This is a genomic window from Levilactobacillus wangkuiensis (assembly GCF_016861605.1).
Classification (GTDB): Bacteria; Bacillota; Bacilli; order Lactobacillales; family Lactobacillaceae; genus Levilactobacillus; species Levilactobacillus wangkuiensis.
Map to the genome: position 1 here is coordinate 1 of NZ_BOLM01000026.1, position 25,238 is coordinate 25,238.

The window sequence follows — 25,238 nt, forward strand, 5'->3', positions numbered from 1 at the left end:
AAAAGTATAGGTCTCCATGGCCTATTTGTTTACCCTTAATGTCTTAAGGGGTGTTGCACTTCAATTTTAAATCGGGCAAAATAAAAAAACATTTGGCCTTCTTTTACGGAGTTAACCTATGTAACGTAAGCAACCACCCATCGGTCGGCCCCGATTTGCTTAAGATTGCATTCTATGCTATACTACTAGCTTGTGAGTATCTGGCTTACGCTAGTGTCTCTCCTTGCTTCCACATTGCAGTGGGGGCCTGAAGTCCATAAGGAGGTGTAACATTCATGGAAACTACTAAATACGAAATCACCTACATCATTCGTCCAGATCTTGACGATGCCGCTAAAACCGCTCTGGTTGAACGCTTCGACAAGGTACTGACTGACAACGGTGCAGAATTGATCAACTCGAAAGACTGGTCAAAGCGTCGGTTCGCATACGAAATTGGTGGCTTTAACGAAGGTATCTACCACGTTATCACGTTAAACGCTACTGATGACGCAGCTTTAAACGAATTCGACCGTTTAGCTAAGATCAACGACAGCATCTTACGTCACATGATCGTTAAGCGCGAAGATTAATTTAAACTTTAACTATTGAGAGGAGTTATTCAGCAATGATCAACCGAGTAGTACTTACTGGCCGACTGACACGGGATGTTGACTTACGTTATACCCAAGGCGGTGCTGCTGTTGCCACCTTTACGCTGGCTGTTGATCGGCGGTTCACCAACAAATCTGGTGAACGGGAAGCTGATTTCGTAAGTTGCGTCATCTGGCGCAAGTCCGCGGAAAACTTTGCTAACTTCTTCCACAAGGGTTCCCTTGTCGGAATTGAAGGGCGCATCCAGACCCGGAATTACGAAAATCAACAAGGCCAACGTGTTTACGTGACCGAAGTTGTCGTCGAGGACTTTTCATTCCTTGAACCGCGTTCTCGCAACGCCAACAACGACGGTGGTAACTACAATGGTGGTTCCGCGAATAATGCTCCTCAGCAAAATCAGAATCAAAATGCCAACCCGTACACGAGTGGGAATACAGCTCCGGCTGCGCCAACTCAAAATACGAACCCGAACCCGGTCAACAACAATCAGGGGAACACTGGGAATAATAACTCAGCCGATCCGTTTGCGAACTCCGGCGATTCAATTGACATTTCTGATGATGATTTACCGTTCTAAACACTAATTATCGAGGAGGGAATTCCACATGGCAGGACAACGTCGTGGCGGCCGTCGCCGTCGGAAGGTTGACTTTATTGCAGCCAACCACATCGAATACATTGATTACAAAGACACTGACTTATTACGTCGGTTTATCTCCGAACGAGGCAAGATTTTACCTCGTCGGGTTACTGGCACTAGTGCCAAGAACCAACGTAAGTTAACCATCGCTATCAAGCGTTCACGGATCATGGGCTTAATGCCTTTCGTCAGTGAAGAAGGTTAATTAAAACCGAAATGAGACCAACTACAGAGATGTGGTTGGTCTTTTTTATGTCCAACTGGATCTGGAATCAAAGCTACAGCCTCTAGGATGAGTAATCAAATCACAGAAAGTCGTAAAATGAGCCGCGTACTTTAATAGTTGTTGAATCGGGCGTGAAGGAAGCCTATAATCATTAGTTGTTTCAGGGGATAAACGATTAAAATGGGACGAATATTAAATGGCGCTAGGCAGGAGATAGAGTGAAAAGAGTATGGGTACACGTGGGAAAGCTGAATGCGATTACCCGCGAGCAATTTAAGAATTATACCAAGTGGTTTAGGGCTTTGTCGTACATTTCTGGACCGGTTACGACAATCGCCATCTTGTCATTTCTCATGCCTTTTCCGTTTAATGACATGTTCTTTGTATTAATGATCATCTACTATATTCTTTTCGTCGGAACTTTTTTCGTTGAGAGTATCATTCATGGAATCAGGTACTGTTACAATCAGCGAGGGCATAAGTAGACCGAAAGTCATGCACAGTGGAACGGGATGAATCTGATTCTGCTACTGGGGCATGATTTTTTGTTGAGGAACACCCTTTATGTGAAGGGCGTCCAGGCGTTACTTAATCTTTATGTCCAACAGATAAAAATTACAATGTAAATAGGTAACAATCTGTCCAATCCCACCGATTCATGCTAAAATGGCGGGTATGAGGAGATGATGTACATGAAACAACGGGGATTTAAGTTAGGTGTGAGTTTGGCATTAGTCGGAGCGGCAGTCGGGTTAGGCATCGGTCAGCCGGCCACGGCCCACGCGAAGAGCTGGTTAAGTGGAACCACAACGCACCAGTTACTGACGCAGCCCAATGGGGACGCCAATTCACCGAGTCTGTATGCCACCAGTGTAACGACGAAAAAAGCGTATATGTGGAATTTAAAGCACACGAAGAAGATTCATAATCTGAATAACTATCCGAAGACGTCTTGGTATTTGGTTGGCACCGTCACCAAACCGGGGAAAGGTGTCTACTATCAGGTCACGACCTATGACAAGAAAATCAAGGGGCTAGTCTGGAACAAGTACCTGACGGCCTATAGCCAGAAGACACCACGGAACTTCAAGAGCGCTGCGGCGTATACGAAATTCATTCAGACCGATCCGTCGCAAAAACTCACGCGAGCGGTTTTGAAAGTCTTTCCCAACGTTCCGTTGGATTTCCAGTTGTCTAAGTACACGGCAACGCGCTTTGATTCATTCCCAACCAGCATTAGTGGCTACAAGAATATGGTGCCCATCAGCACGTTCTCGCTGGATCCAAGCGATTTCAAGAACATTCAAGGATACACCGATGAATTTAATCTGGATTCTAGCAACAAGCTGTACTGGTACTGGCAAGTTACCTACGGCCAACCGGTCGCTGGTCGAATCGCCAAGCTGCAGGAGGCCTTAGCCAGTCAGGGGTGGACTGCCGAAAAAATCGCCAACCTCGATAGTAGCTGGCGACTGGGCGTTTGCCTCGTTGAAAATGGTCAGATTGCGGTAGTTTTGGCGCAAACGACGAAATAAAATCAAAAAAGCAATGCCTCAGCGTGAGGGGTCGAATCCTTCGCTGAGGCATTGCTTTTCTGTTACCTAAAATTCCCGATGGCCGCCTAAGTAGACTTGCTTGTCGGCTTGTTTGACGTTGGCCGTGTCCGCCAGTGGATTAGCTTTCAAGACCTGGAAATCAGCAAACTTGCCCACTTCTAGCGTGCCGTATTCCTGGTCGACGCCCAGCAGTGCCGCCGAGTTCAAACTCGAGCACTGGTAGGCCTGCGCTAGGGTCATGCCCACACGCGTCAACAGGCCAAACTCGTCTGGCGTTAGGTCAAAACCATTGAAGGGGGTGCCGGCGTCGGTCCCACAGGTGAATTTGACACCGAGCTCAAAGGCCCGCTTCAAATTCACGTAGGTATCGTCCAAGGCGTCGGCACATTTCTTCACTTCCCAGTCCGGAAGCACGCCCTTACCGAAGGCGGGAATCGTCCATTCGGCAATGAGGGTGGGCGTGAGGTAGGTACCCTGCTTAACCATTTGCCGCGCCTCATCCGCCGTCACGTAGAAACCGTGCTCGATGGAATCGACGCCGGCGTCCAGGGCGTTTTGAATCCCTGGGTTGCCTTCCGCGTGGGCGGCAACTAACCGGCGCTTGTGATGGGCCTCTTCAACGGCCGCGTGCATTTCCGCCACGGAGAGTTGCGGGTCTTCCATGAAATCATTGGGCGTCATGACACCGCCAGTCGCCATGACCTTGACCGTTTCCGCGCCGGCCTTGAAGGCTTGACGGACGGCCTTGCGCATTTCATCGGGAGAGTCGACCAGGTAGGCGGCGTGGGGCGCATCCCCGTGGCCCCCGGTCATGGAGAAGGCGCGGCCGGATGTCAGCATGTGCGGCGTATGAGGCAGGAGTCCCTGTTGTTGCAGGCGCTTGAGCTTGACGTCGGCGTCATAGGTCGTCCCGCACTGCCGCACGTAGGTGACCCCAGACTTGAGGAGCGTTTGTAAATTCTCGTAGGCGAAGACGGCGACCTCGGACTCGGATTGACCGAACTGACCACTGAAGGAGTCGGGACTCAGGGTCACGTGGGTGTGGACGTTGAAAAATCCGGGCATCACGTATTGGCCGCCCAAGTCGACCTGATCATCAGCGGCGGCCGGTGTGCCTTGGCCGCGGTCAACTAATTTGTGGGTGTCATTATCAACGGTGAACCAGGCATCAGGGACGTTGTGGTCGCTGGCGCCATCGAACAGGGTGAAGTTGTGGAAAGTAGTTTTGGTCATAGAAATTCCTCCTAAAATTCATTTGTTGGGGTTAAGTATCACGACTTATATAGTTAGAAAGCCGAGATTACGGGTTAACCCTACTTCCAGTAAGCGTATTGGTATTGCGCCTCGTTTAACAGCGAGTAGTGCAGTCCGCCGACCTTACTGCTGATCAGCTTGGCCTCGGATGGCTGGTAGAGAGGCAGGTAGCCCTTGACGCTCATTAAGTATTTGTCGGCCTTCATCAGCGACTTGTAGCGAGCTAGGCCGGTTTGACCATCGGCGGTTGCGAGCAGCTGGTTGTAGGTGCTGTCGTTCCAGTTGGTGAAGTTGACGGTATTGCCCTTGGCTGCCAAATTGAGGTAGTCAGAGGCGTCCAGCCAGTTGGTCGACCAGCCGGTGAGGTTGAGCTCAAACGTTCCGGCAAAGTCGCGGGCCACGTGTTGGGCGTGGGGGATGGCAGTCGTGGTGACGGTCAAGCCCTTCAGGTTCTTCTCCATTTCGGATTGGAGGTAGGTGCCGACCTTCTTATCATCATCGGTATCGTCCGTCAAAAGGTTCAGCGTGACCTTGGTCTTACCGGTCTCCTTCAGGTATTTCGCCCAGTAGGTCTTGGCTTGGGCCACGTCATGGGGTAACAGGTTGCCAACTTCCTTGGCCATGTCCTGCCCGGTCTTCGGGTTCGCCTGGTCGCCTTGTGGCACGGCACTCAGCGCTGGTTTGGAGCCGTCTTGGAGCACCTTATTAGTCAATTGTTGGCGGTCGATGACGGCGGAGATGGCTTGGCGCAGGTTCTCGGAGTTCGTCGCGGTCTTGCGGCTATTAACGTACAGGTAGTTCAAACGACCAGTCAAATGGGTATGTAGGCTCGCATCCTTGCTGTTAGCGCGCACGTACTCGCCAGTGACCGTGGTTTCCTGGACCTTGTCGCTCTTAAACAAGTTCGCGGCGGTATTCACATCCTTGGTGACGGCCACCTTGACGCGCTTGATCTGAACTTCTTTGGCGTTCCAGTAGTGGGGGTTCTTGACGTAGTGCCAGGTGGCGTTACTGCCGGTCCAACCGACCAGCTTGTAGGGCCCATTACCCACGGACTTCGCGGCGCTGGTCCCGTATTTCTGACCATATTTCTTGACGGCGGCGGTGTTCAGCGGGTAATACTTGCTGGCGACCAGGTCATTGAAGTATGGGACGGCCTTGCTCAGTTGAAATTGGAGCTTGGTCGTGCTCAGCGCCTTAACGCCTAACTTAGAGGCTGGTAGGGTGCCCTTTTGAACGGCAGCGTAGTTCTTAAATGCCGAGAGGACACTGGCGTACTGGGCCTTGGTCTTGGGGTCGGCCATCCGTTGAAGGGACGTCACGAAGTCCTGGGCGGTGACGCGCTGCCCGTTGGCCCATTTGGCATTCTGCTTCAGGGTGAAGGTGTAGGTCTTGCCATGATTGGTGGGGGTGACGACCTTCGTCGCGACGCCGGCCACAATTTTATTGGCTTTGTTATAGGTATAGAGGCCTTCCATCGTCTGGTAGATGACGCTGGCACTGTTGGTGTCGGTGTCCTTGTTAGGGTCGGCGGTGGCGGGCTCACTGGCCAGCGTCACGTTGAGCGTGCGGTTCTTATTGGTCGTGTGACCAGCCGCGCTACCGCAACCGGCTAGAGATAAGACAGTGAGTAAAGCTAGTGGTGCAGTCCAAACAAAATGTTTCATGTGAAACACCCTCCTAGAATTCAATTGATTAGAACATTAGCGGCGGTGGCCAAACAAAAAGCACCCCTACAGAAAATACTTCTCTGTAAGGGTGCTTGCGCACGGTACCACCTTATTTTTGCGACGCGAAAACGCATCGTCTTGACTATGAACGGCGGGCTTCCTAGGAGTCGAGGCCCAAGGGCTAGGATCGATTGAAGCCGCGACTACTCCCGCGATTCACTGCATTGATAACGGATGCTCCCGGTTGACACTTACTTGGATTTCAGCTAACTGCTCCGAAGGGATGTTCACGGCGACTGGCTTGACCCGCTCTCACTTTACCGGGCTCGCTGGCAAGGATGGTCGCTGCTACTGGACTTCATCATCACATTTTCATTTTCTAATCAATTGTTAATAATTGCTAGTTTAGCACCGAAAAATTATTTGTCAACGTGAAAATTGAAATTAATTTTTCTGAGGGCCATTAAAATTGTTGGATGCCGCCCACGTAAACGCCCTTATCCGCCTGTTTGACGGCGGCCGTATCGGCTAATGGATCGGCCCGGAGCACTTGGAAGTCAGCGTGCTTGCCAACTTCAAGGGTGCCGTAGTCGTCGGCGATTCCTAAAAGCGTGGCCGAGTTGATGCTGGAACATTGGTAGGCCTGTGCGGGGGTCATCCCCACCTTGGTGAGCAGGCCAAACTCGTCGGGGGTCCGGTCGAAGCCGTTGAAGGGGGTGCCGGCATCGGTGCCGCAGGTGAATTTCACCCCAATTTCAAACGCACGCTTCAGGTTGTGGTAGGTGTCATCGATGGCGTCGGCAGCCTTCTTGACCTCCCAGTCAGGAAGCACGCCGCGGCCTTTTTCGGGGATGACCCATTCGGCAATCAGCGTGGGGGTCAGGTAGGTGCCCTGGGCAATCATCTGGTGGGCCTCGGCTTCATTAACGTAGAAGCCGTGCTCGATGGAGTCGACGCCGGCATCAAGGGCGTTTTGAATTCCCGGATTGCCTTCGGCGTGGGCCGCGACGATGCGCCGTTTGTGGTGCGCTTCCTCAACGGCCACGTGCATCTCGGGCACGGAGAGTTGCGGGTCCTCCATGAAGTCGTTGGGCGTCATGACCCCACCGGTCGCCATGACCTTGATGCATTCAGCGCCGGCCTTGAAGGCTTGCCGCACGCCCTTGCGCATTTCGTCGGGGGAGTCGACCAGGTAGGCCGAGTTGCGGCCATCCCCGTGGCCCCCGGTCATTGAAAATGCCCGACCGGATGCCATGATGTGTGGGGTGTGCGGCAGGCGTCCATCGCGTTGAAGCCGCTTGAGTTTGATATCGACGTCGTAAGTCGCGCCGCACTGGCGGATGTAGGTGACGCCTGACTTGAGGAGCTTCTGAAGATTCTCGTAGCCAAAGACCGCGGATTCCGATTCGGACGCACCGAAGCTCCCGCTAAAGGAGTCGGGATTACTGGTGATGTGGGTATGTACGTTGATGAAGCCCGGCATGACGTACTGGCCGTGGAGGTCGACTTGTTCGTCGGCAGTATCGGGGTGTCCCGTGCCACTGGCCGTGATCTTGCCGGTGTCGGTGTCTACGGTAAACCAAGCGTTTGGCATGTTCTGGTCGCCAGCGCCGTCAAATAGGGTGAAGTTGTAGAATGTTTTTTTCGTCATAGATGAGTCCTCCTGAATTTTATGGATTTGAATTTTGATAACGGATTGATGGGAATTTTCTTAGGTCGTTAACCGCGTTCTGCGCGTGTCTATCCGGAAACCTGCGGCCTTGGAAACGTGCTCCGAGAGCCAGACTCCTGCGCTTAACCCCGGTTCAGTAATGTCTCTTTAGTAGTCATTGGGTTTATCTTGTCTTAGGTCGTTAAGCGGGTTCTGCGCGTGTCTATTCGGAAACCCGCGGCCTTGGAAACGTGCTACACAAGGCAGGCCCCTGCGCTTAGAAAGTCCAAGCACTCCTGCCCGGCGTTGCCGAACAGAAGCCCTTGGCCTCCCTAATGCTCAGGGTCTTAGCGCCTTGTTCCGCACTCTACTTCCAGTAAGCATACTGATACTGGGCGTCGTTGATCAATGAGTACGTCAAGCCGCCGACCTTGTCGCTGATCAGTTTGGCCTCTGACGGTTGGTACAGAGGGACGTAGCCCTTGACGCTCATTAGGTATTTGTTGGCGGTGACCAAACCGTTGTAGCGGGCCTGGCCCGTCTTATTTTCCGCGGTCGTCAGAATCTGGTTGTAGGTTGGGTCATTCCAGTGGGTGAAGTTGACGGAGTTGTCCTTGGCCGCCAAATCCAGGTAGTCCGACGCGTCCAGCCAGTTGGTCGACCAGCCAATCAGGTTGATGTCAAAGTCGCCGGAGAAGTCGCGGGCCACGTGTTGGGCGTGGGGCAGCGCGGTCGTTTTCACGGTCAGTCCCTTGAAGTGCTTTTCCATCACGGATTGCAGGTAGGTGCCAATCTTTTTATCGTCGTCGCTGTCGTCGGTCAAGATGCTAATAGTGGCGGTGGACTTGCCGGTCTCCTTCAGGTATTTCTGCCAGTAGCCCTTGGCCTTGGCGATGTCATGGGGGAGCAGGTTGCCGGTTTCGGTGGCCATATCGCCACCCGTCTTAGGATTGATTTGGTCGCCACGTGGAATGGCACTCAGAGCGGGCTTGGACCCGTCTTGGAGCACCTGACTGGTCAACTGATTGCGGTCGACGATGTAGGAAACGGCCTGCCGCAGATTTTCGGAGTCGGTGACGGCCTTTTTGTGGTTGAAATACAACAGGTTCATGCGGCCCTGCAGGTGGGTGTGGAGCTGTTTTTCATTGCTATTGGCCCGGACGTACTCGCCACTGACCGTGGTTTCTTGGACCTTGCCCGCCTTGAATAGGTTAGCGGCCGTCGTTTCGTCCTTAGTTACGGCGACCTTAACGCGCTTGATTTTAACGTTCTTGGCGTTCCAATAGTGGGAATTCTTTACGTAGTGCCAGGTCGAATTGCTGCCAGTCCAGCCGACCAGCTTGTAGGGGCCATTGGCGACGGCCGTGGTGGCGCTGGTTCCATACTTACTGCCGTATTTGGTCACGGCGGCGGTGTTCAACGGATAATACTTGCTGGCAAGCAGGTCGTTGAAGTAGGGAACGGCCTTGGTTAACTGGATGCGGAGCTTAGTTTTGCTGAGGGCGGTGATCCCCAGCTTGGATGGGGCGACCTGACTGTGTTGAATAGCGTTGTAATTTTTAAACGCCGACAGGAGGCTCGCGTACTGGGCTTTGGTCTTGGGGTCCGCCATGCGTTGGAGTGAGGTCACAAAGTCCTGGGCGGTGACGGGCTGGCCATTGGCCCATTTGGCCGTCTTCTTCAGGGTAAACGTATAGGTCTTGCCGTGATTCGTGGGCGTGACAATCTTGGTGGCCACCCCAGGGATAATCTTATTGTTGCGGCTATAGGTGTAGAGACCTTCCATCGTTTGAAAGATGACGCTGGCACTGTTGGTGTCGGTATCCTTGTTGGGGTCGACGGTGGCCGGTTCATCAGCTAAGGTGACGTTCAAGATTTTATTCTTATTGGTTTGACCCGCGGCACTGTTGCCACAGGCGCTCAAGGTCATGGCCACCAGCATGGTGACGGGAATTAGCGCTGCAAAATGTTTCATGTGAAACACCCTCCTAGTTTCAATTGCTTAGAAATAGTGGTGGATACAAAAAGCGCCCCTACGGAAAGAACTTCTCCGTAAGGGCGCTGTCGCACGGTACCACCTTAATTTTTACTCGAACGTGAACGGCGACACTCCTAGAGGCTGGTGACCATCAGCTAGGTCCGGTGGGCCAGCCAGGTCGCGATTCACTGCAGGGATAACGGTTGCCACCGGTCGGGCTTACTAAATTTCAGCTGACAGTTCAGAAGGGAGTTCGCGTCGTCAGCCTTGACCCGCTTGCACTTAACCGGGCTCGCTAACAAGGACCAAGGACGTTACTAGTCTTCATCATCACTTTTTAATTTTCTAATCAATTGTTAATAATTGCTAGTTTAGCAGGAATTTGCTGAATGTCAACGGAAAATTGGCAAAGAGTTGTGACGGAGGCAACCGATTTCTGCGGGTGTTTATAGAAATAACGGCGTCGAAAAAATATGGTCAACCACCTATCGTGTTGCGACCAAATAATCAAGCCTAATCACTACCGGTTTTTGCCAGTGATTGGTACACTTAGGCTATCTAAATTGAGGAGATGGTTGTCCATGCAATCCCGTTTGATTCCCAGTTTTGCGTTTGAAAATGCCAAGGAGGCGTTGGCCTATTACCAAGACGTGTTCGGTGCGACTGACGTGTACCGATTCAGCCCCCAACCCGAGCAGGCGCAACAATTTCACCTGCCGGCTGAGGCTGATCTAGATGACATGACCATCCATGGCGGTTTTACCGTCTTAGGGATGAGCTTTCAAGTGGCGGATAGTTTCCGTGGCCCGGTCCAGTCGTCCAATCAGGTTGATATGATTTTAGACATCGATGGGGACGATGCTGCCAGCGTTCAGGCGGCCGAGGACTTTTACCAACACCTACAGGCCAGCGGTCAGGTCACCATTGATATGCCGTTTGCCGAGCAATTCTGGGGTGGCAAGATGGGCCATTTCACGGATAAGTACGGGATTTCCTGGATGCTGCACGTGATGAAGTGGAGTCAGATCAAGGACCCCAATAAGTAAGCAAAAACGACTGATACCGGGCCCTTTGGTGGGTGGTGTCAGTCGTTTTGAGTTCTAGCTATTTGGCGTACCGTGTAATCACGGCAATCAGTGTTTGCGCGGCGTCGGGTAGCCCAACGTGATCGTTGTAGTAGTCCGCAAATCGGCTATCGGCGGCGTACATTTGAGCCAGGCCGCGGTGAGCTTCTGCGGTGTAATTGTTCCACGTGAAACACAACCATTGCCGGTGTAGTTGAAAGACTTGTTGGGCGGCTTCACTAGCTAAGTCACCACTGCGGGTCACCGTGCGGAGCGCTTGGAAAAGTGCCTGCTCGGTGGCCTGCATTTGCTGGTAATCGGCTTCGCTTAGATTGGCAAATTTCTGTTGGCTAGCGGCAAAGCTCTCGGCGCCATAACGGTGTCGAACCTCCGTGCCAAATTGTCGGTCGTTCTGGTCTAATTGTTCTTTCTTAAAGGCACTAAATTTTTCTGCATTGGTCATTTGGGGGCCTCCATTTCTAGCCGCTAGGGTGCGGTCTAGGGTATTTAGCAAGGTCGTCAGGTGGTCGCGTTCATCCGCTAAACGTTGGCGTTGGTCGGCTAAGGCGGCCGTTTGTACCGCTTTAGGCTGGGTCAACAAGTCTTGAATCGCGGTGAGCTGAAAGCCAAAGGTTTGGAAATAACGAATCACTTGTAGCTGGTCCACGGCGGTCTCTGAGTATTCGCGGTACCCGTTCGTGGGATTGCGTTGGGCTGGCAATAGGCCAATTTGATCATAGTAGCGCAACGTGCGCGGACTCACACCAGCGAGCTGGCTGAGGGCTTGAATACTGTAGGTCATGCGACCACCTCCTTTTCTTGCTTAAAACCTACTATAGAGGTTGCCGTTACGTCAAGGTCAAGCACTTGTTTACGCTAATCAATCACCCGCACCGCTCGTGGATTCGCGGTCACGTAGCCACCTGGGACGCGGTAGCGCCGTGGACTAGGCTGACTTAGGTCGTGGGGGTGCGCGTAGGCCCAGCCCAGAACCCTTAGCCGCTGGTCGGGTCGGTAGGTTTGCCGCCGCTCTGTGAGATTCGCCGTGCCGTAACGGGTCACCCGAGTTTTGGTCTGAATGTGCGTGGGTGATACGAGTTTCCCGGCCCGGATGAGCTGACGATTGGCCGTTATGTAAGTGCCATTGGTGAGCTGCAAGCGCGTCGTGAGGTGGCGGTGCTGGATGGCGACCACCTTGAGGACGCTCCCCTGGGCATAGTGAGTGACCGGATTGGCGGTCGTCAGATGGGGTTGTGTGTGCGCATCGACCCCGGCCGGATCAATCACCGTAATCTGGCGGGGCGCCGTTCGATAGTAAGCTGCCGTCACGTAGCCAGTGCTGGCCGTGATGTAGCCCATTTGCCCGTCCGTGCGACTCTCATGATTGATGTCCCGCACACGATAACGACGACGGCCGGCGTGAGATTTGGTTTCACCAATAATGATAAATAGGGGCCGATTAGCCCGCGGTTGTTGCGCGTATCTGGCTTGGCGCTCCTTAACCCGAAAGGTTGCGTGGCGGTAGAGGTAGAGCGACTTAAGGGCGTAGACGACCCGAGGCTGGAAATGCTGGGGATGTTGCTTGGCGGCGGCCTCTTTCCGTGGTGGCTGAGGGTGACTGGCCGTATTGGCGTGTGCCGTTGAGATGGGGTTAACTGGTGACTTAGGTGCGAACCCTGGTTTTGGGGACGGCTTGGCTGGAACAGGAGCCTTCGCCCATTTCAACCGGTAATATTGGAGACTGTCGGTCAGGAGAATGCTGCCATCGGGGTAGTCGATTGGGGCCGCTTCAGAATAATTGGCGTATGTATGCTTAGGCATGATGATGAGCCACTTGGTCTTGGGATAGATGCCACTCACCAGCGCATCCGTGCCGTCCAGGGTCAGGGTCTTGGATATGTTGTTGTAAACCTTCAGGCTATTTTGGACAGGTTCGCCGTCAAGTCCCTTGACCCGCGCCGGTAGACGGACGGTCGTGTCAGAGGTGAAGGTGGCGGGATCAATGTAGGTGACTTTCTGTTTGAAGTCGACATACTGGCCGATGCCCAGGACATTGACCTTGCCAAATTTTCTGAAATAGGAAAAGTCAGTGACTCGCTGATTACTGATGGTCAGGTTTGTGCGACCATCCTGGTTGTGATATTTTAGACTGCTAAATTTGCTAAGAAGGGGGTCTAGCAGGTGAATGTCCGCGTCAGTCAATCCGGCATAGTTCGTATAGCCGCTAATCCCGGTGAGACACAGTTGACGGGGGAAGGTCGACGGGTCCTCCAGAATGTTTATCTGATTGAGGGCGGTGAAATCGGTGTTGTGCATGCCATCCTGAAAAACCGTCAGACTGCCCGAGACCGGCACCCCAGCCAGTGGCGCCCAGGAGACGTGTTTAGCAACATCAAACTGAATGGTGACGCCAATGCCGGTGGGTAATTCGCGTAGACTTTCAAGGCCTGCTAGCGAGGTAGCGACTAGAGAATTTGTATAGTCACTGATATCCGGTTGAACGCCGCGGTAGTGGCGGATATCCCCATACGTGACGGGGCGGCCCCCAGTGTTGAAGGCTTTGGCAACTAGCACTTCTAAATTAGGGTCCGCAAAGGCGACGGGGTCCTGATCGGCGTGGCTGGGACTAGGCACCGTTACGGTTGGGTGCGTTTCAGCGGCTAGCACGGGACTGGGGAAGATGACTGGCATTCCGCAGAGTAGGGTGAGGGTCGTGAGACTTGCCCAGAATAAGTGTTGGTAATGAACAGGCGTTGCCATGACAATCTCCCCCCAACCAATCTAATTAGCTGATTCGTCACTCGTGGTAAGTATAGCATGTTGACAAGAGGTTTCCTAAAGAAAATCGCACAAATGGTTTAATGTGTGTGGCTGAATTTACCGATGATAAATTTAGCGAATGGCTCGTGATAAGAATCTTAATTCTAATACAAATATGCTTATACAACGGGGGTGTAATGAACAACAATAGAGTTGCCATGATTGAAAAGATAAGAAATTGTTAGGTAGAATAGTCTCTCGTATAAAATTAAAATAACTACACCAATAAATACCTAATCTCAGTCATCATCAGACAATTTGTCACAGCCGCCAACGGCCCCGCATCCCAGAACCGCCGCATTCCCCCACACAATTAGCCAAACGCCCTGGTTCCCATGAAACACCAAGCCCAGAACGACTTTTCACCCTCCCTAAGAATCCGAACCCAACGCCGCCATGCCGGGGTTTCATCCAAGACCGTTGTTTTGTACTGACCCCGAAGTGTGATAAAATAAGGGTATTATTTGTAACTTTCTGACCGCGTCAAAATGATGCGGGTAACCATAACTTTTTAAGATGAAACAGATGAGGAGCAAGTATGAATAAAATATTTTCACGAGACAACGTGCCCGAGTTTTTGCAGAATCGGCGCCTACGGGGAATCGCGGTACTAACGGCGGTCTTGGCCATTCTGGGTATCGTGTTGTCGTTCCTGTTGAACTGGATCTTCGGGATCGTGATTCTGGTGCTGGTGGGGGTGGCCACGCTATTTCTGTTCAATACCATGGCAGAAATCGGCGCGGACACCACCCAGTACATATCCGACCTGTCGTTTCGGATTCAACAGGGCGAGCAGGAAGCGCTGATTCGGATGCCGCCTGGTGTCATGATTCTGGGTGACACGGATCAGATTGAGTGGGTCAACCCGTATCTGCAGCACTACTTTGGTGATACGGACGTGTTGAACCGCACGTTAAGCGACGTGGATGCTGACCTGGCCAAGCTCGTGGCGACGACGCCACCGCAGACCATGACCACCGTGAGCTGGCGCGACTACCGCTTTACGCTGTATGTCCAACCGGATTTTCACGCGGTCTACCTCTACGATATCACCCATTATCAGTTGATTCAGGAACAGTACGACGACGAGAAAATTGCCATCGGCCAAGTCTTCTTGGATAACTATGATGAAGTGACGCAATCAATGACCGACCAAGACATTTCCAACCTGCGAAATTACGTGACCAATGAGTTATCGGCCTGGGTTCAACAGTTTGACATGTACCTCAAGCAGCTGGACGACGACCACTACTTCGTGCTGGCCTACGCCAAGTCGTTGGCGGCCATCGAAGCGGATAAATTTAAAATTCTCGATACCATTCGGGAGAGCACGTCCAAGCAAAATTTCCCGCTGACCCTGAGTATGGGGATTGCGTACGGCGACGCCAACCTGAACAAGCTGGCCGACCAAGCCCAGAGTAACCTGGACCTGGCGCTCGGCCGGGGTGGCGACCAAGTTGTCGTCAAGGCCGCCGACCAAGAAGCCCGCTACTATGGTGGGAAGACCAACCCGATGGAGAAACGGACGCGGGTCCGGGCACGGATGATTTCACAAGCCCTGCAAGAGCTGATGAACGAATCCGACCAGATCTTCGTCCAAGGCCATACCCAACCGGATATGGATTCGTTGGGGGCCTGCCTGGGGATTCGACGGATTGCCAAGATGAACAACAAGACCTGTTGGATCGTCCTCGACAAGGAAACCGTCCACTCCGACGTGCAGCGCTTGCTGGATAATTTGAAAGCCTATCCGGACGTGGATGCGGCCATCATTTCACCAGAAGAGGCGCTGGAAAAGGCGACCGACCAGAGCATGCTCTTGATGGTCGACCATTCCAAGCCGTCCATTTCCATCACGGCTGACCTGTACAAGCGCCTGGAGAACCGCGTGATGATCATTGACCATCACCGGCGGGGCGAAGAATTTCCCGAGAACCCCTTACTGGTCTACATTGAACCGTACGCCAGCTCAACTTGTGAGTTGATCACCGAAATGTTTGAGTATCAATCACAAGAAGGGGAGCCTATCAACAAGCTGGAAGCCACGGCGATGTTGACCGGGATCTTCGTGGATACCAAGCACTTCTCGTTGCGGACCGGGACCCGGACGTTTGACGCCGCCAGTTACTTGCGGTCTGCCGGAGCCGACGCCATTGAGATGCAACAGTATATGAAGGAAAACGTCGATAGTTACCTGCAACGCAATCATTTGATCGAAATGGTTGAGTTCGTGAACGAGGACATGGCCCTGATCACGGGTGAAGAGGATCAAACCTACGATCCCGTGACCGCGGCGCAGGCGGCCGATGACCTGCTGAACATGTCCGGCGTGGATGCCTCGTTCGTGATTACCCGTCGTGCAGACGGTCGCGTGGGGATTTCTGCCCGTTCGCTGGGTGAAATCAACGTGCAGCTGACCATGGAAGCCATGGGCGGTGGCGGTCATTTGTCCAATGCGGCGACCCAGATCGCTGATAAGACGGTGGCCGAGGTCAAGCAACAACTGTTAGATATCCTGACCCATGCAGATGAACCCGAGCCAGCAACGACTTAGTTAATTGCTTCTCGCCAGTAGGTAGCGTAGGATAATTATTAGATATGTAATAAGTGAGGAGTGAACGACGTGAAAGTTATTTTTGTCAAAGACGTTCGCGGTAAAGGCAAGCGCGGGGAAATCAAGAATGTTCCCGATGGCTATGCCCAAAACTTCCTGATCAAACGGGGGCTGGCTAAGGAAGCCAACCAATCCGCCATGAGTCAGTTAAGTGCCGAACGTAAAGCGGAACAACGCCGTGAGGCCGAAGATTTGGCCGAAGCGCGCGACTTGCAAAAGCGGTTAGAGGCCGACAAGACGGTCGTTGAAATCGTGGCGAAGGCTGGGGAAGACGACCGGTTATTCGGGTCAATTCCTAGCAAGCAAATTGTTCAAGCCTTGCAAAAGCAATTTGATTTAAAGATTGATAAGCGTAAAGTTGAACTCCCAGAACCGATTCGGACGCTGGGTTTCACCAACGTGCCCGTTAAGCTACACAGTGATGTGACGGCTAAGATTCGGGTACACGTGGTCGCTAAGCAAAAATAAGCGATTATTTAATTGAAAGTCGATGAAAGGTCACCTGTTTGGGTGGCCTTTTTTTCAGGAGTGGAATCGGTGGATAGCTAGCCGATTCGGAGAAGGAAGTTGTTAGTATGCTCAGAAAAATAGTCACTAGTCTTATTGGTGTTTATGGCATTTTGTTTACGGCGTATTTGGGTTTTTATTTTGCGTGGAATGCGCAGGCCATTGATTTTCACGATAGCCCCGCCATCAGCAATGTCCCCTTGGGATTTTGGGTGGTCGGCGCACTGGTGGTGACCGTTAGCTTGGTGTCCCGCAAGTTGAAAATTTTCGGCCTGGTTGCGGCAATTGTCGGAATCATTGCGATGATGATATTTGACCATTGGTTCGATGACTTCGGGGTGATTGGCATCAACTACCTAGTTTTGGTGGCGCTGACGGCGGCCGTCACGTGGCTACCGCGCCGCTCGACTACGAAGGGGTGATTGCCAGATGCTCACGAAATTAAAAGCGCATTGGCACAAAATTGGACTTGCTCGCAAAATAATCGAGATCGTGGTGGCGGTCATGCTGTTGCTGTCGACCAGTCCTAGTTTGGCGGTGCGATTTGCCATTTTGACCGACGCTGAGCCAGCCGTGGCGGTGTCTTGCCATCCCAAGTATGATCCGGATAGTGCGACCATTTTATCGGGAACGGCTATTGGTAAATGGGCCTTTCCGACCTATACGATTTACCCACAGCGTTACACGGGCTTTTTCCATGAGGACACCGGGACGTCTATCGTGGATTTTCAAATCTACCGGATTTTAATTTTTAACGTGGCGTTACCGCAGGTGTCTCCGGGTCCGTAGAATTCGCCGAAAAAAGCCACGCTAAAATCCACCGACTTCTCGCATTCCATGGTAAAATGGAACTCTAGTTTATGTCGGGGATTTTCTTAAAGAGGTAAATACTAAGCATGGATAATAACGTTCTAACAGATCACACACCACCACAGAACCTCGAAGCCGAAAAGGCCGTCCTCGGGGCGATTTTTTTGAGTGCCGACGCGTTGGTGGATGCGCTGGAATACCTGGCCCCAGAGGACTTTTACCGCCGGGAACACCAGATTATTTTCCAAGCGATGATGGATTTAAACGACCGGGACGAGGCCATTGATGTGGTCACGATTACCGACCGGTTAACGTCTAAAAACGAGCTGGATGACGTCGGTGGCGTGACCTACATTGCCGAACTGGCAGGGTCCGTGCCGACCGCAGCCAACGCGACCTACTACGCGAAGATCGTTCAGGAAAAGGCCATCGTGCGCCGCCTGATTCAAACGGCCACGAACATTGTCACCCAGGGTTACCAGCAGGATGAAGACGTTGCCGACATGTTAGACAACGCCGAAAAGGACATCATGAGTGTGGCGGAGACCCGGAATCAAACGGGATTCAAGCCAATTCGTGACGTGCTGAACAGTTCCTTTGAAGAGATTAACAAATTGTCCGAGCAGGGGGATGTCATCACGGGGCTCTCGACCGGTTATGCCGAGCTGGACAAGATGACGACCGGTCTGCACGACGATGAATTGATGATTCTAGCCGCCCGACCAGCCGTCGGGAAGACCGCCTTTGCCCTGAACATTGCGCAAAACGTGGGGACCAAGACCGACAAGACCGTCGCTATTTTCAGTTTGGAAATGAGTGCCGAATCGTTGGTCAACCGGATGCTCTGTGCAGAAGGTTCCATCGACGCCAATCATCTGCGGACGGGACAACTGTCCGAGGAAGAATGGCAAAACCTCATCGTTGCGATGGGTAGTCTGGCCAAGGCCAGCATTTACATCGACGATACCGCCGGAAACAAGATTACAGAAATTCGGGCCAAGTGTCGGCGGCTGGCTAAGGAAAAAGGGAATCTGGGCTTGATTGTGATCGATTACCTTCAGCTGATTGAAGGGACCAACCATGAAAGTCGGCAACAAGAAGTTTCCGATATTTCACGGCAACTGAAAAAATTGGCCAAGGAATTGCACGTGCCCGTCATTGCGTTGTCCCAGCTCTCTCGGGGCGTGGAACAGCGGCAAGACAAGCGGCCCGTGCTGTCCGATATCCGTGAATCTGGGTCAATCGAACAAGATGCCGATATCGTTTCGTTCCTGTATCGTGATGACTATTATGAGCGGGACGGCGACGAAGACGGTGGCGGCAACGACAGTGATCCTCGTGACGAGGGTGACCAAGATGTCGGGGAAGTTGAAGTCATTATTGAAAAGAACCGGTCGGGTCCACGGGGGACCGTTAAACTGTTATTCGTGAAGTCGTTTAACAAGTTCTCGTCAGTGGCGTACACGCCGGATCAATAGGAATAGTGTTTTGAAAGGTTGCGGACAGTCGTGTCTGTAGCCTTTTTTGCTGCCTTGATGAATAAATGCAAGGATATGTGTATAAACGACAAAATTCGTCCCCCACGGAACGTGGTATTCGTGAAAAACACCAAAAGTAGTTGACCATCAAATCCCTTGCGCCCCTAAGGATTTACCCAGTAACATCGTCAAGTAGGTTAAAATTCATAAGAGTGTGCCAGAAAGTTCACAGTTTCATCATATTTTCCCATTAGTATATGAAGCATAGAAGTTAACCAATCGGTTGCTTCTACCAAAGATTAACAATCTTTTTTCATGTACTCCTCCTCCCCTGGAATAATGAAAAAATAGTTAACGTCATTCTTATAATAGTGACGTTACCCCTACTCCGATGACCATCGCTTTCCCCGAGCGGTGGTTTTTTGTGCTCTGAATTTGGGTTCCGCGCCTCCGGGCTGGTGAAAATGGGCCGTGACGCTGTGGGCGCGCGTCCGAAGCCTGGGAGGCGGTCTCCGGACTTACTTTGAGCCGAAGTTCACGTCTCAAAGATAGCAGTTGCCTAAGCGGGAAACCCGCTAAGGCAACTCCCACGGCTTAGCCCATTTTCACCAGCCCTGCGGCTGATACTGGTTCGGGGCAACCACCGCTCGCGAAGTGGACTGGGCGTTATTGATGTTTTGTATTGAAAGGTAATCAGTGGGAACGTTATTCCGGTTTGATTATGGAGGAAGATACCATCTAAGCAAAAAAAACAAATCCCGATATACCAACCAGAAATGGCGGTATATCGGGATTTTTGTCGTTAGTTCAGTTTTGGAATGTTTCACATGAAACATTATTAAAATTGCGTCGAATCAGAATTAACCGTTACGCGTTTTCGTTAGCGCGGAGCCGGCCGCCGAGCTGCCAGAAGCTGCTAGGCATATCGGACATGTTCCGGACATCGTCGGGCCCATCCGCCGTTACGGTGGCCGTACCTTCGAAACTCATTTTCAACCATTCGCAGGAATGCTGAACGGCCTGGGTGATGCCCAGTGCCTTGGTTTGTGGCTCGTCGGCGCCCACGACTAGGAGGTAGACGCGCTTGTGACTGAAGTCAAAGTCGTTGGTATAGCTGTCAAACCAGCGATCCATGAAGACCTTGAGCTGGCCGGTCATGCTGTACCAGTAAACCGGCGTGCCCAAGACAATGTCGTCGGCCTGGGCAAAGGTGGTCATGAGCTGTTCATAATCATCGGTCAAATCCTGTTGTGGCTGATCGGTGTCCCGCTGGTCGTGGACAAAGTTCAGTTGATGTTCGGCCAGGTTTATGGTGTCGTGGGGAATATCCTGTAAAAAGCGTTCGCCTAAGGCCACGGTATTGCCGTGTAGTCGGGGACTCCCATTGATAAATAAAACGGTCATGTCGGATCACTCCTTTGCATTCAGTGTACGAGAAATATGAAGGAAAAACAATTAATTGGCGAGTGAGTATTGTCCTTGGGACGGCGCTGTTTATGGGGCTAGTAATTACCTGTCGGGAAGAGATAAATGAGTTAAATACACTGGAAAGGCAGCCTGAAAATGAGGCTGGCGCGTGCGGGCTAAACGCGTGTCAGCCGTAGGGATGGTGAAAATGGGTGGTCAATGTCAGTGACCAGAGGTGGGCCAAGATGGCCAGCTGTGTCGGTGGTCTTAACTGAGTGATTTTCTCAGTTTAGAGCACGGGATGACCTTGGAAACTCGCGAACTTCAGCGAGGTTTCAAGGCAAGGTGGCGGCCGCGGCCCGCTTCTCAGGCCGGAACCGGTCCCCACAGCAGGTCATCTTGAGCCCACCGGCGGGAACGAACGTTGCCACTCCTGTTTTCACCATCCCGGATACAAGGGTAACAACCAGATTAACCCGTGCCAGCTTCATTTTCTGCAAAGCGTATGCTAGAATTAATCTAATTGAATTTTAATCTTTGAAAGAAGGCGGCTTATGCGCGAGATTCGCTTGCGGTGGTTACTGCTGGGGGCCTTATTCAGCAGCATCGGTATGAGTTTTATTTGGCCGTTGACCACGATTTACATGCACAACCGACTGGGGGCATCGTTGACCGAGGTCGGGATTATTTTACTGTTATACTCTTCCGCGAACGTGGTGGGGAGTGTGATTGGGGGCCGATTGTTTGACCGGTTGAATCCGTATTACCTCACGCTAGGAGGCATCAGCGTGTCGCTAGTCACCTTGGGAACGCTGATCTTTAGCCATGGCTGGCCGGCGTTTCCGATTGCGCTGGTCTTCTTGGGATTGGCTTCCGGCTGGACGCTGACGATGGTCAACTCCCTGGGGACCACGATTCACAGTCGCGACGGGCGCTACATCTTCAACATGCTCTACTTCGCGCAAAATCTGGGGGTGGTGCTGGGGACGGCGCTGGTCGGCTTTGTCTATAGTACCAGCGTGACGCTCCTCTTCGTGATTGCGTTTAGCCTGTTCGTCTGCTTCTTCACGGTCGTGCTGACCTGCTACCACGCGCCGGCCGTGATGCAACGGCAGGTAGTGACCAAGCAGGCCCAGGACGTCACCATTGCCTTGCCCAATCGTCGCATCATGGCGACATTTTTTATCTCCTTGATCATTATCTGGGTGATGTATGAGCAGTGGGTGTCCAACCTGTCCGTTTACATGACGGGGATGGGCATTCCGATGCGTGAGTACAGCCTGTTGTGGACGATTAACGCCGGCCTGATCGTGGTGTTCCAGGCGCTGTTAAATTGGCTGGCCAACTTCTTCAGCAATCTGTATCTCCAGGTCTACGCCGGAATTTTCTTCGTGGCGCTGTCGTTTGTCACACTCATCTTTGCCAAGGACTACCTGCATTTTGTGATTGCCATGGTCATCCTGACGATGGGTGAGGCCACGGCGTTTCCGGCCATTCCAGCGATTATTAACGGGTTAACGCCCCACGCGGTCAAGGGAAAATACCAAGGCATGGCCAATGCGTGGGCCAACGTGGGGAAGGCATTTGGCCCACTCTTTGGCGGTCTGGTGATCGACCATGGCTCCTACACGCTGCTATTTATCATTGCGGCGGTCGCCAATCTGTTGATTCTGGGGTTAAATGGGGTCGTGATTCACGCCAACCAACAGAATGTGGAAACTTATAAGTAAACTGCTTGACCTTTTGGTGTATAATTAACGCAGAGGAAGTTATCTGTACTAAAGGGAAATCAGGGGAAAGCACATGACAAAAAAATTCAGGGGAATCAGCGGCGTTATGCTGGGCCTGGTTGCTGGGGGCTTGCTCTTCAGTCAGGTACCGCAAAACAGCTCAACTGTGACGGATTCGGTCGTTCAACCGACGTCTGGCCAAACTGCGGTGCAACTCGACACAACGGGTAAGGGGCACGTTGCGGTCAAGACACAGACAACGACTAGTCAAGCGGGGAAGACCGTTAGCCGCCAAACAACGACTGTTTCACAACCAGGTCATCGGCAACAAGATATGAATAAATAAAAAGTTTAGTGGTAAAATAACGGTTTCTTAATCAGAATATACAAAAGGGCCAACCTACGGCGACGCGGGTTTGGTCTTTTTTTTGCCAATTATTCAGAAAATATGCAAAGAAATGAATGTTTATAAAAGAATTGACATTTAAAATGGATGATGATAGATTTAGTATCAATCAAGAAGACGTTGCCCAGAAGAGTAGCCCTTCACCGTTTGTTCAGCGAGTCCGGGTCGATGCAAGCCGGATCAAACGGTCGGGGTGAAGCGCATCTGGAGGTCGGCGCGGTGAATCAAGTAGCCGGGCCTGGGTCGTGCCCATTACCGCACGGGTGTGAAATGCACTGTGAGAGATAAAACAAGGTGGTACCGCGAATCGTTCGCCCTTGTTAGCCAGAGGTGGTTAACGAGGACGGGCGATTTTTTTCGTTCAGACAAACAAAATGAGGGGTCGATTATATGAAGAAATTAATGGGATTAGGTTTTGGGTTATTGGCAGTCGCGGCGTTGGCCGGGTGTGGGTCAACTGCAGCACAGACGAGCGCAGACAAAGCAGATAAGGCGTTGAGCGTTACCATGGTGGGGAATCCCGCCACGGCTGACCCCGCCATTTCGGGTGACAGTAACAGTTCTAGTTTGATTGCCCAGACTGAAGAAGGTCTGTACACGTTGGATAAAAACGGTAAGGTCATCGCCGGGATTGCTGAAAAAGTGGTTAAGCCCACGAAAAATGGCACCGTTTATACGTTTAAGATCAAAAAGGCTGCAAAATGGGCGAACGGCGATCCTGTGACGGCACAAGACTTCGTGACCTCCTTTGATTGGCAGGTCAATCCGAAGTCCAAGTCTCAGGTAGCCAACAAGCTCAAATACTTAAAGAATTATGATGCCGTTCAGGCTGGGAAGAAAGCCCCATCCGCTTTGGGTGCCAAGGCCTTGGACAAGAGCACGTTACAGTTGACGCTGTCCAAGCCACAACCCTGGTTGCCAGATATCTTAGCCACGGCGGCGTATCCAATGAAGACCAGCCTGTTCAATAAATATGGTAGTAAGTACGGGACCAGCGCTGAAAAGACGCTCTCCGAAGGGCCTTACAAGCTGGTTGGCTGGAGTGGCGCGGCTGACAGCTGGTCTTACGTTAAGAACCCGCATTATTGGAATGCCAAGAACGTGAAGATTTCCAAGGTCAACGTGCAAGTCGTTAAGGATCCGGGCACGTCAGCTAGCCTGTTCAAGTCTGGCAAGGTTCAAGAAACCGTGCTTTCCGGGCAATACATCAAGCAAAATGCCAACAACCCAGAAATGAACACGACGCTGAACAGTTCGATGCGGTTCCTGGAATTTAACGATAAGAAGACCGTGACGCACAATACCAAGGTTCGTCAAGCCTTCTCCTACGTGGTCGACCGGAACGCCCTGACCAAGAACGTTCTGCAAGATGGTTCCGCAGCTGCCAAGAGCCTGATTCCTTCGGGCGATGGGAATGACCCAACCACGGGCAAGGACTTCTCCGAAGATGTGGGTAACCTCTTGAGTTACAACCCGAAGAAGGCCACCGAATTGTGGAACCAAGCGAAGAAGGAACTCGGCATCAAGAAGGCCAATTTGGAACTCCTGACCGCCGACACGGATGAACAAAAGCACGTGGCCCAATACCTGCAACAACAGGCGCAGAAGTACATGCCAGGTCTGAGCATCACCATCAAGTCAATGCCATTGGCCCAACAGATTGCCAAGGGTGCGGCCGGTAACTTCGATATCGACCTCGACGGGTGGACCACGGATTGGCGGGACCCAGCCGACTTCTTACAAATGGCTGATGGGACCAGTTCCGTGAACTTTACTAAATGGGATAACACTCACTTCACTAATTTAATGAAGCAAGTTGACGATACGGCCAGCCACACTACGCAACAACGGTGGGACCTGTTGAAGCAAGCCGATACCTACGTGACCAAGCAAGCCGGCTTAGTCCCTCTGTACCAACAAGCCAAGGCGCACCTGGTTTCCAAGTCCGTTGGCGGGTTGAAGTACACCATGATGAGCGACGCGCAATACAAGTACGCTTACTGGAAATAACGGGTTAAACTAGTCGCTGATGGCGCCTCCGGGCTGGTGAAAATGGGCCGTGGCGCTGTGGGCGCCCGTCTGAAGCCTGAGAAACGGTCTTCAGACTTACTTTGAGCCGAAGTTCACGTCTCAAAGATAGCAGTTCCCTAAGCGGTGAAACCGCTAAGGCAACTCCCACGGCTGAGCCCATTTTCACCAGCCCTGCGGCTGACACGGTTTTAGCCCCGTGATTCCGTGAGTAATGGTCAGTAGTGCGTTCCGGTCCATTCTATTTGGCCAGAAGGCAAAGGATAATACCGATTTAAACAAACTAATCAGTGAGTGCTTGCCCCGTGAGACAGGGCTCACCGACTAACCTCAAATTTTCGACCTCTAGAAAAGCAGTCGCTCCGCACTTTAGCGGACCGGCTGCTTTTTGTTTTGCCGAAAGGGTGGCGTTCACTGATTAAACTGTCGTATGATGAGTGGCAAGAACTATTCCACCACTTAACTTTGGGGAAACGCTGTTGGCGTGAAGTTGGGGGTGGTGGTTGGTCATTGTCGGAGGAGGTACGGGAATGCATTTTCACAAATTATTTATGGACCAAGTTGCACAGACGGTGGATCTATTCGAAATATTTCTGTTCTTATTGGTACCGGTCTTCCTGGTCAAAGGGGCCGTCGACCTGGTGACGTTAGGGGAACTGTTCTGGGTCGATTACGGTCGGTTCTTCCTGGAGGCCATCGTGGGCTTCATTGGGTTGTTCGCAGTGATCGACCTGATTGAGGCTGGCCTGCGGTACTTCCATCGTGAGTAAATTTTTCTACATAAAAAGCCGTCGTCTCGAGT

General features: G+C 52.1%; 21 protein-coding genes. 14 read left to right on the plus strand and 7 right to left on the minus strand.

Features of this window, described 5'->3' with window-relative positions:
• The first annotated feature begins 275 nt into the window (after positions 1-275).
• From rpsF to JUF13_RS12845, 4 genes are all read left to right on the plus strand, one after another.
• Complete coding sequence (rpsF, locus tag JUF13_RS12830) at positions 276-572, plus strand: 30S ribosomal protein S6 (protein WP_203640007.1); 297 nt, start codon at positions 276-278, stop codon at positions 570-572.
• 35 nt (positions 573-607) lie between these two features.
• Positions 608-1,174, plus strand: a complete 567-nt coding sequence (gene ssb, locus JUF13_RS12835; protein ID WP_203640008.1) for a single-stranded DNA-binding protein — start codon at positions 608-610, stop codon at positions 1,172-1,174.
• Between the two features lie 28 nt (positions 1,175-1,202).
• A complete protein-coding gene (gene rpsR, locus JUF13_RS12840) occupies positions 1,203-1,442 on the plus strand; it encodes a 30S ribosomal protein S18 (RefSeq protein WP_048733694.1) in 240 nt (79 codons plus the stop codon).
• 713 nt (positions 1,443-2,155) lie between these two features.
• Positions 2,156-2,998, plus strand: coding sequence for a hypothetical protein (locus JUF13_RS12845; RefSeq protein WP_203640009.1), 843 nt, complete (start codon positions 2,156-2,158; stop codon positions 2,996-2,998).
• Positions 2,999-3,064: 66 nt separating this feature from the next.
• Here the strand turns inward: JUF13_RS12845 and JUF13_RS12850 are convergent, their stop codons facing one another.
• The 4 genes from JUF13_RS12850 to JUF13_RS12865 form a co-directional block, all read right to left on the minus strand.
• Positions 3,065-4,252: a metal-dependent hydrolase family protein gene (locus tag JUF13_RS12850; RefSeq protein WP_203640010.1), complete on the minus strand. Its 1,188-nt coding sequence runs from the start codon at positions 4,250-4,252 to the stop codon at positions 3,065-3,067.
• Positions 4,253-4,332: 80 nt separating this feature from the next.
• On the minus strand, positions 4,333-5,940 hold the full coding sequence (locus JUF13_RS12855; RefSeq protein ID WP_203640011.1) for a peptide ABC transporter substrate-binding protein: 1,608 nt from the start codon (positions 5,938-5,940) through the stop codon (positions 4,333-4,335).
• 466 nt (positions 5,941-6,406) lie between these two features.
• Entirely contained in the window at positions 6,407-7,594 is a 1,188-nt protein-coding gene (locus tag JUF13_RS12860) for a metal-dependent hydrolase family protein (protein WP_203640012.1), read from the minus strand.
• Positions 7,595-7,961: 367 nt separating this feature from the next.
• Positions 7,962-9,569: a peptide ABC transporter substrate-binding protein gene (locus tag JUF13_RS12865; protein WP_203640013.1), complete on the minus strand. Its 1,608-nt coding sequence runs from the start codon at positions 9,567-9,569 to the stop codon at positions 7,962-7,964.
• Positions 9,570-10,153: 584 nt separating this feature from the next.
• Here JUF13_RS12865 and JUF13_RS12870 point away from each other — a divergent pair.
• Positions 10,154-10,618: a VOC family protein gene (locus JUF13_RS12870; protein ID WP_203640014.1), complete on the plus strand. Its 465-nt coding sequence runs from the start codon at positions 10,154-10,156 to the stop codon at positions 10,616-10,618.
• A 58-nt stretch (positions 10,619-10,676) separates the two neighbouring features.
• Here JUF13_RS12870 and JUF13_RS12875 read toward each other — a convergent pair whose 3' ends face one another.
• Entirely contained in the window at positions 10,677-11,438 is a 762-nt protein-coding gene (locus tag JUF13_RS12875; protein ID WP_203640015.1) for a MerR family transcriptional regulator, read from the minus strand.
• 74 nt (positions 11,439-11,512) lie between these two features.
• The gene (locus tag JUF13_RS12880) at positions 11,513-13,396 is read right to left on the minus strand and encodes a DUF5776 domain-containing protein (RefSeq protein WP_203640016.1); all 1,884 of its coding nucleotides are present in this window, start codon (positions 13,394-13,396) and stop codon (positions 11,513-11,515) included.
• Positions 13,397-13,994: 598 nt separating this feature from the next.
• Here JUF13_RS12880 and JUF13_RS12885 point away from each other — a divergent pair.
• The 5 genes from JUF13_RS12885 (at position 13,995) to dnaB (ending at position 18,865) form a co-directional block, all read left to right on the plus strand.
• Positions 13,995-16,010: a DHH family phosphoesterase gene (locus JUF13_RS12885; RefSeq protein WP_125764946.1), complete on the plus strand. Its 2,016-nt coding sequence runs from the start codon at positions 13,995-13,997 to the stop codon at positions 16,008-16,010.
• Between the two features lie 69 nt (positions 16,011-16,079).
• Positions 16,080-16,538 (plus strand): 50S ribosomal protein L9, encoded by a 459-nt coding sequence (rplI, locus tag JUF13_RS12890; RefSeq protein ID WP_125764948.1) that lies wholly within the window; start codon positions 16,080-16,082, stop codon positions 16,536-16,538.
• Positions 16,539-16,645: 107 nt separating this feature from the next.
• On the plus strand, positions 16,646-16,999 hold the full coding sequence (locus tag JUF13_RS12895; RefSeq protein WP_203640017.1) for a hypothetical protein: 354 nt from the start codon (positions 16,646-16,648) through the stop codon (positions 16,997-16,999).
• Between the two features lie 7 nt (positions 17,000-17,006).
• A complete protein-coding gene (locus tag JUF13_RS12900; RefSeq protein WP_203640018.1) occupies positions 17,007-17,366 on the plus strand; it encodes a hypothetical protein in 360 nt (119 codons plus the stop codon).
• A 107-nt stretch (positions 17,367-17,473) separates the two neighbouring features.
• A complete protein-coding gene (gene dnaB, locus JUF13_RS12905) occupies positions 17,474-18,865 on the plus strand; it encodes a replicative DNA helicase (protein ID WP_125764954.1) in 1,392 nt (463 codons plus the stop codon).
• An 867-nt stretch (positions 18,866-19,732) separates the two neighbouring features.
• Here dnaB and JUF13_RS12910 read toward each other — a convergent pair.
• Complete coding sequence (locus JUF13_RS12910) at positions 19,733-20,269, minus strand: flavodoxin family protein (RefSeq protein WP_203640019.1); 537 nt, start codon at positions 20,267-20,269, stop codon at positions 19,733-19,735.
• Positions 20,270-20,826: 557 nt separating this feature from the next.
• On the opposite strand from JUF13_RS12910, the gene JUF13_RS12915 reads away from it, so the two are divergent.
• From JUF13_RS12915 to JUF13_RS12930, 4 genes are all read left to right on the plus strand, one after another.
• The gene (locus JUF13_RS12915) at positions 20,827-22,002 is read left to right on the plus strand and encodes an MDR family MFS transporter (protein ID WP_203640020.1); all 1,176 of its coding nucleotides are present in this window, start codon (positions 20,827-20,829) and stop codon (positions 22,000-22,002) included.
• Between the two features lie 73 nt (positions 22,003-22,075).
• Positions 22,076-22,348, plus strand: a complete 273-nt coding sequence (locus JUF13_RS12920; protein WP_203640021.1) for a hypothetical protein — start codon at positions 22,076-22,078, stop codon at positions 22,346-22,348.
• A gap of 450 nt (positions 22,349-22,798) precedes the next feature.
• On the plus strand, positions 22,799-24,418 hold the full coding sequence (locus tag JUF13_RS12925) for an ABC transporter substrate-binding protein (RefSeq protein WP_203640022.1): 1,620 nt from the start codon (positions 22,799-22,801) through the stop codon (positions 24,416-24,418).
• Positions 24,419-24,966: 548 nt separating this feature from the next.
• The gene (locus JUF13_RS12930; protein WP_203640023.1) at positions 24,967-25,206 is read left to right on the plus strand and encodes a hypothetical protein; all 240 of its coding nucleotides are present in this window, start codon (positions 24,967-24,969) and stop codon (positions 25,204-25,206) included.
• The last annotated feature ends 32 nt before the right edge of the window (positions 25,207-25,238 follow it).

Excerpts from the sequence above, each read along its gene's own strand:
- rpsF (WP_203640007.1), top strand. The coding sequence starts at position 276 with ATGGAAACTACTAAATACGAAATCACCTACATCATTCGTCCAGATCTT.
- ssb (WP_203640008.1), top strand. The coding sequence starts at position 608 with ATGATCAACCGAGTAGTACTTACTGGCCGACTGACACGGGATGTTGAC.
- rpsR (WP_048733694.1), top strand. The coding sequence starts at position 1,203 with ATGGCAGGACAACGTCGTGGCGGCCGTCGCCGTCGGAAGGTTGACTTT.
- JUF13_RS12845 (WP_203640009.1), top strand. The coding sequence starts at position 2,156 with ATGAAACAACGGGGATTTAAGTTAGGTGTGAGTTTGGCATTAGTCGGA.
- JUF13_RS12850 (WP_203640010.1), bottom strand. The coding sequence starts at position 4,252 with ATGACCAAAACTACTTTCCACAACTTCACCCTGTTCGATGGCGCCAGC.
- JUF13_RS12855 (WP_203640011.1), bottom strand. The coding sequence starts at position 5,940 with ATGAAACATTTTGTTTGGACTGCACCACTAGCTTTACTCACTGTCTTA.
- JUF13_RS12860 (WP_203640012.1), bottom strand. The coding sequence starts at position 7,594 with ATGACGAAAAAAACATTCTACAACTTCACCCTATTTGACGGCGCTGGC.
- JUF13_RS12865 (WP_203640013.1), bottom strand. The coding sequence starts at position 9,569 with ATGAAACATTTTGCAGCGCTAATTCCCGTCACCATGCTGGTGGCCATG.
- JUF13_RS12870 (WP_203640014.1), top strand. The coding sequence starts at position 10,154 with ATGCAATCCCGTTTGATTCCCAGTTTTGCGTTTGAAAATGCCAAGGAG.
- JUF13_RS12875 (WP_203640015.1), bottom strand. The coding sequence starts at position 11,438 with ATGACCTACAGTATTCAAGCCCTCAGCCAGCTCGCTGGTGTGAGTCCG.
- JUF13_RS12880 (WP_203640016.1), bottom strand. The coding sequence starts at position 13,396 with ATGGCAACGCCTGTTCATTACCAACACTTATTCTGGGCAAGTCTCACG.
- JUF13_RS12885 (WP_125764946.1), top strand. The coding sequence starts at position 13,995 with ATGAATAAAATATTTTCACGAGACAACGTGCCCGAGTTTTTGCAGAAT.
- JUF13_RS12895 (WP_203640017.1), top strand. The coding sequence starts at position 16,646 with ATGCTCAGAAAAATAGTCACTAGTCTTATTGGTGTTTATGGCATTTTG.
- JUF13_RS12900 (WP_203640018.1), top strand. The coding sequence starts at position 17,007 with ATGCTCACGAAATTAAAAGCGCATTGGCACAAAATTGGACTTGCTCGC.
- dnaB (WP_125764954.1), top strand. The coding sequence starts at position 17,474 with ATGGATAATAACGTTCTAACAGATCACACACCACCACAGAACCTCGAA.
- JUF13_RS12910 (WP_203640019.1), bottom strand. The coding sequence starts at position 20,269 with ATGACCGTTTTATTTATCAATGGGAGTCCCCGACTACACGGCAATACC.
- JUF13_RS12915 (WP_203640020.1), top strand. The coding sequence starts at position 20,827 with ATGCGCGAGATTCGCTTGCGGTGGTTACTGCTGGGGGCCTTATTCAGC.
- JUF13_RS12920 (WP_203640021.1), top strand. The coding sequence starts at position 22,076 with ATGACAAAAAAATTCAGGGGAATCAGCGGCGTTATGCTGGGCCTGGTT.
- JUF13_RS12925 (WP_203640022.1), top strand. The coding sequence starts at position 22,799 with ATGAAGAAATTAATGGGATTAGGTTTTGGGTTATTGGCAGTCGCGGCG.
- JUF13_RS12930 (WP_203640023.1), top strand. The coding sequence starts at position 24,967 with ATGCATTTTCACAAATTATTTATGGACCAAGTTGCACAGACGGTGGAT.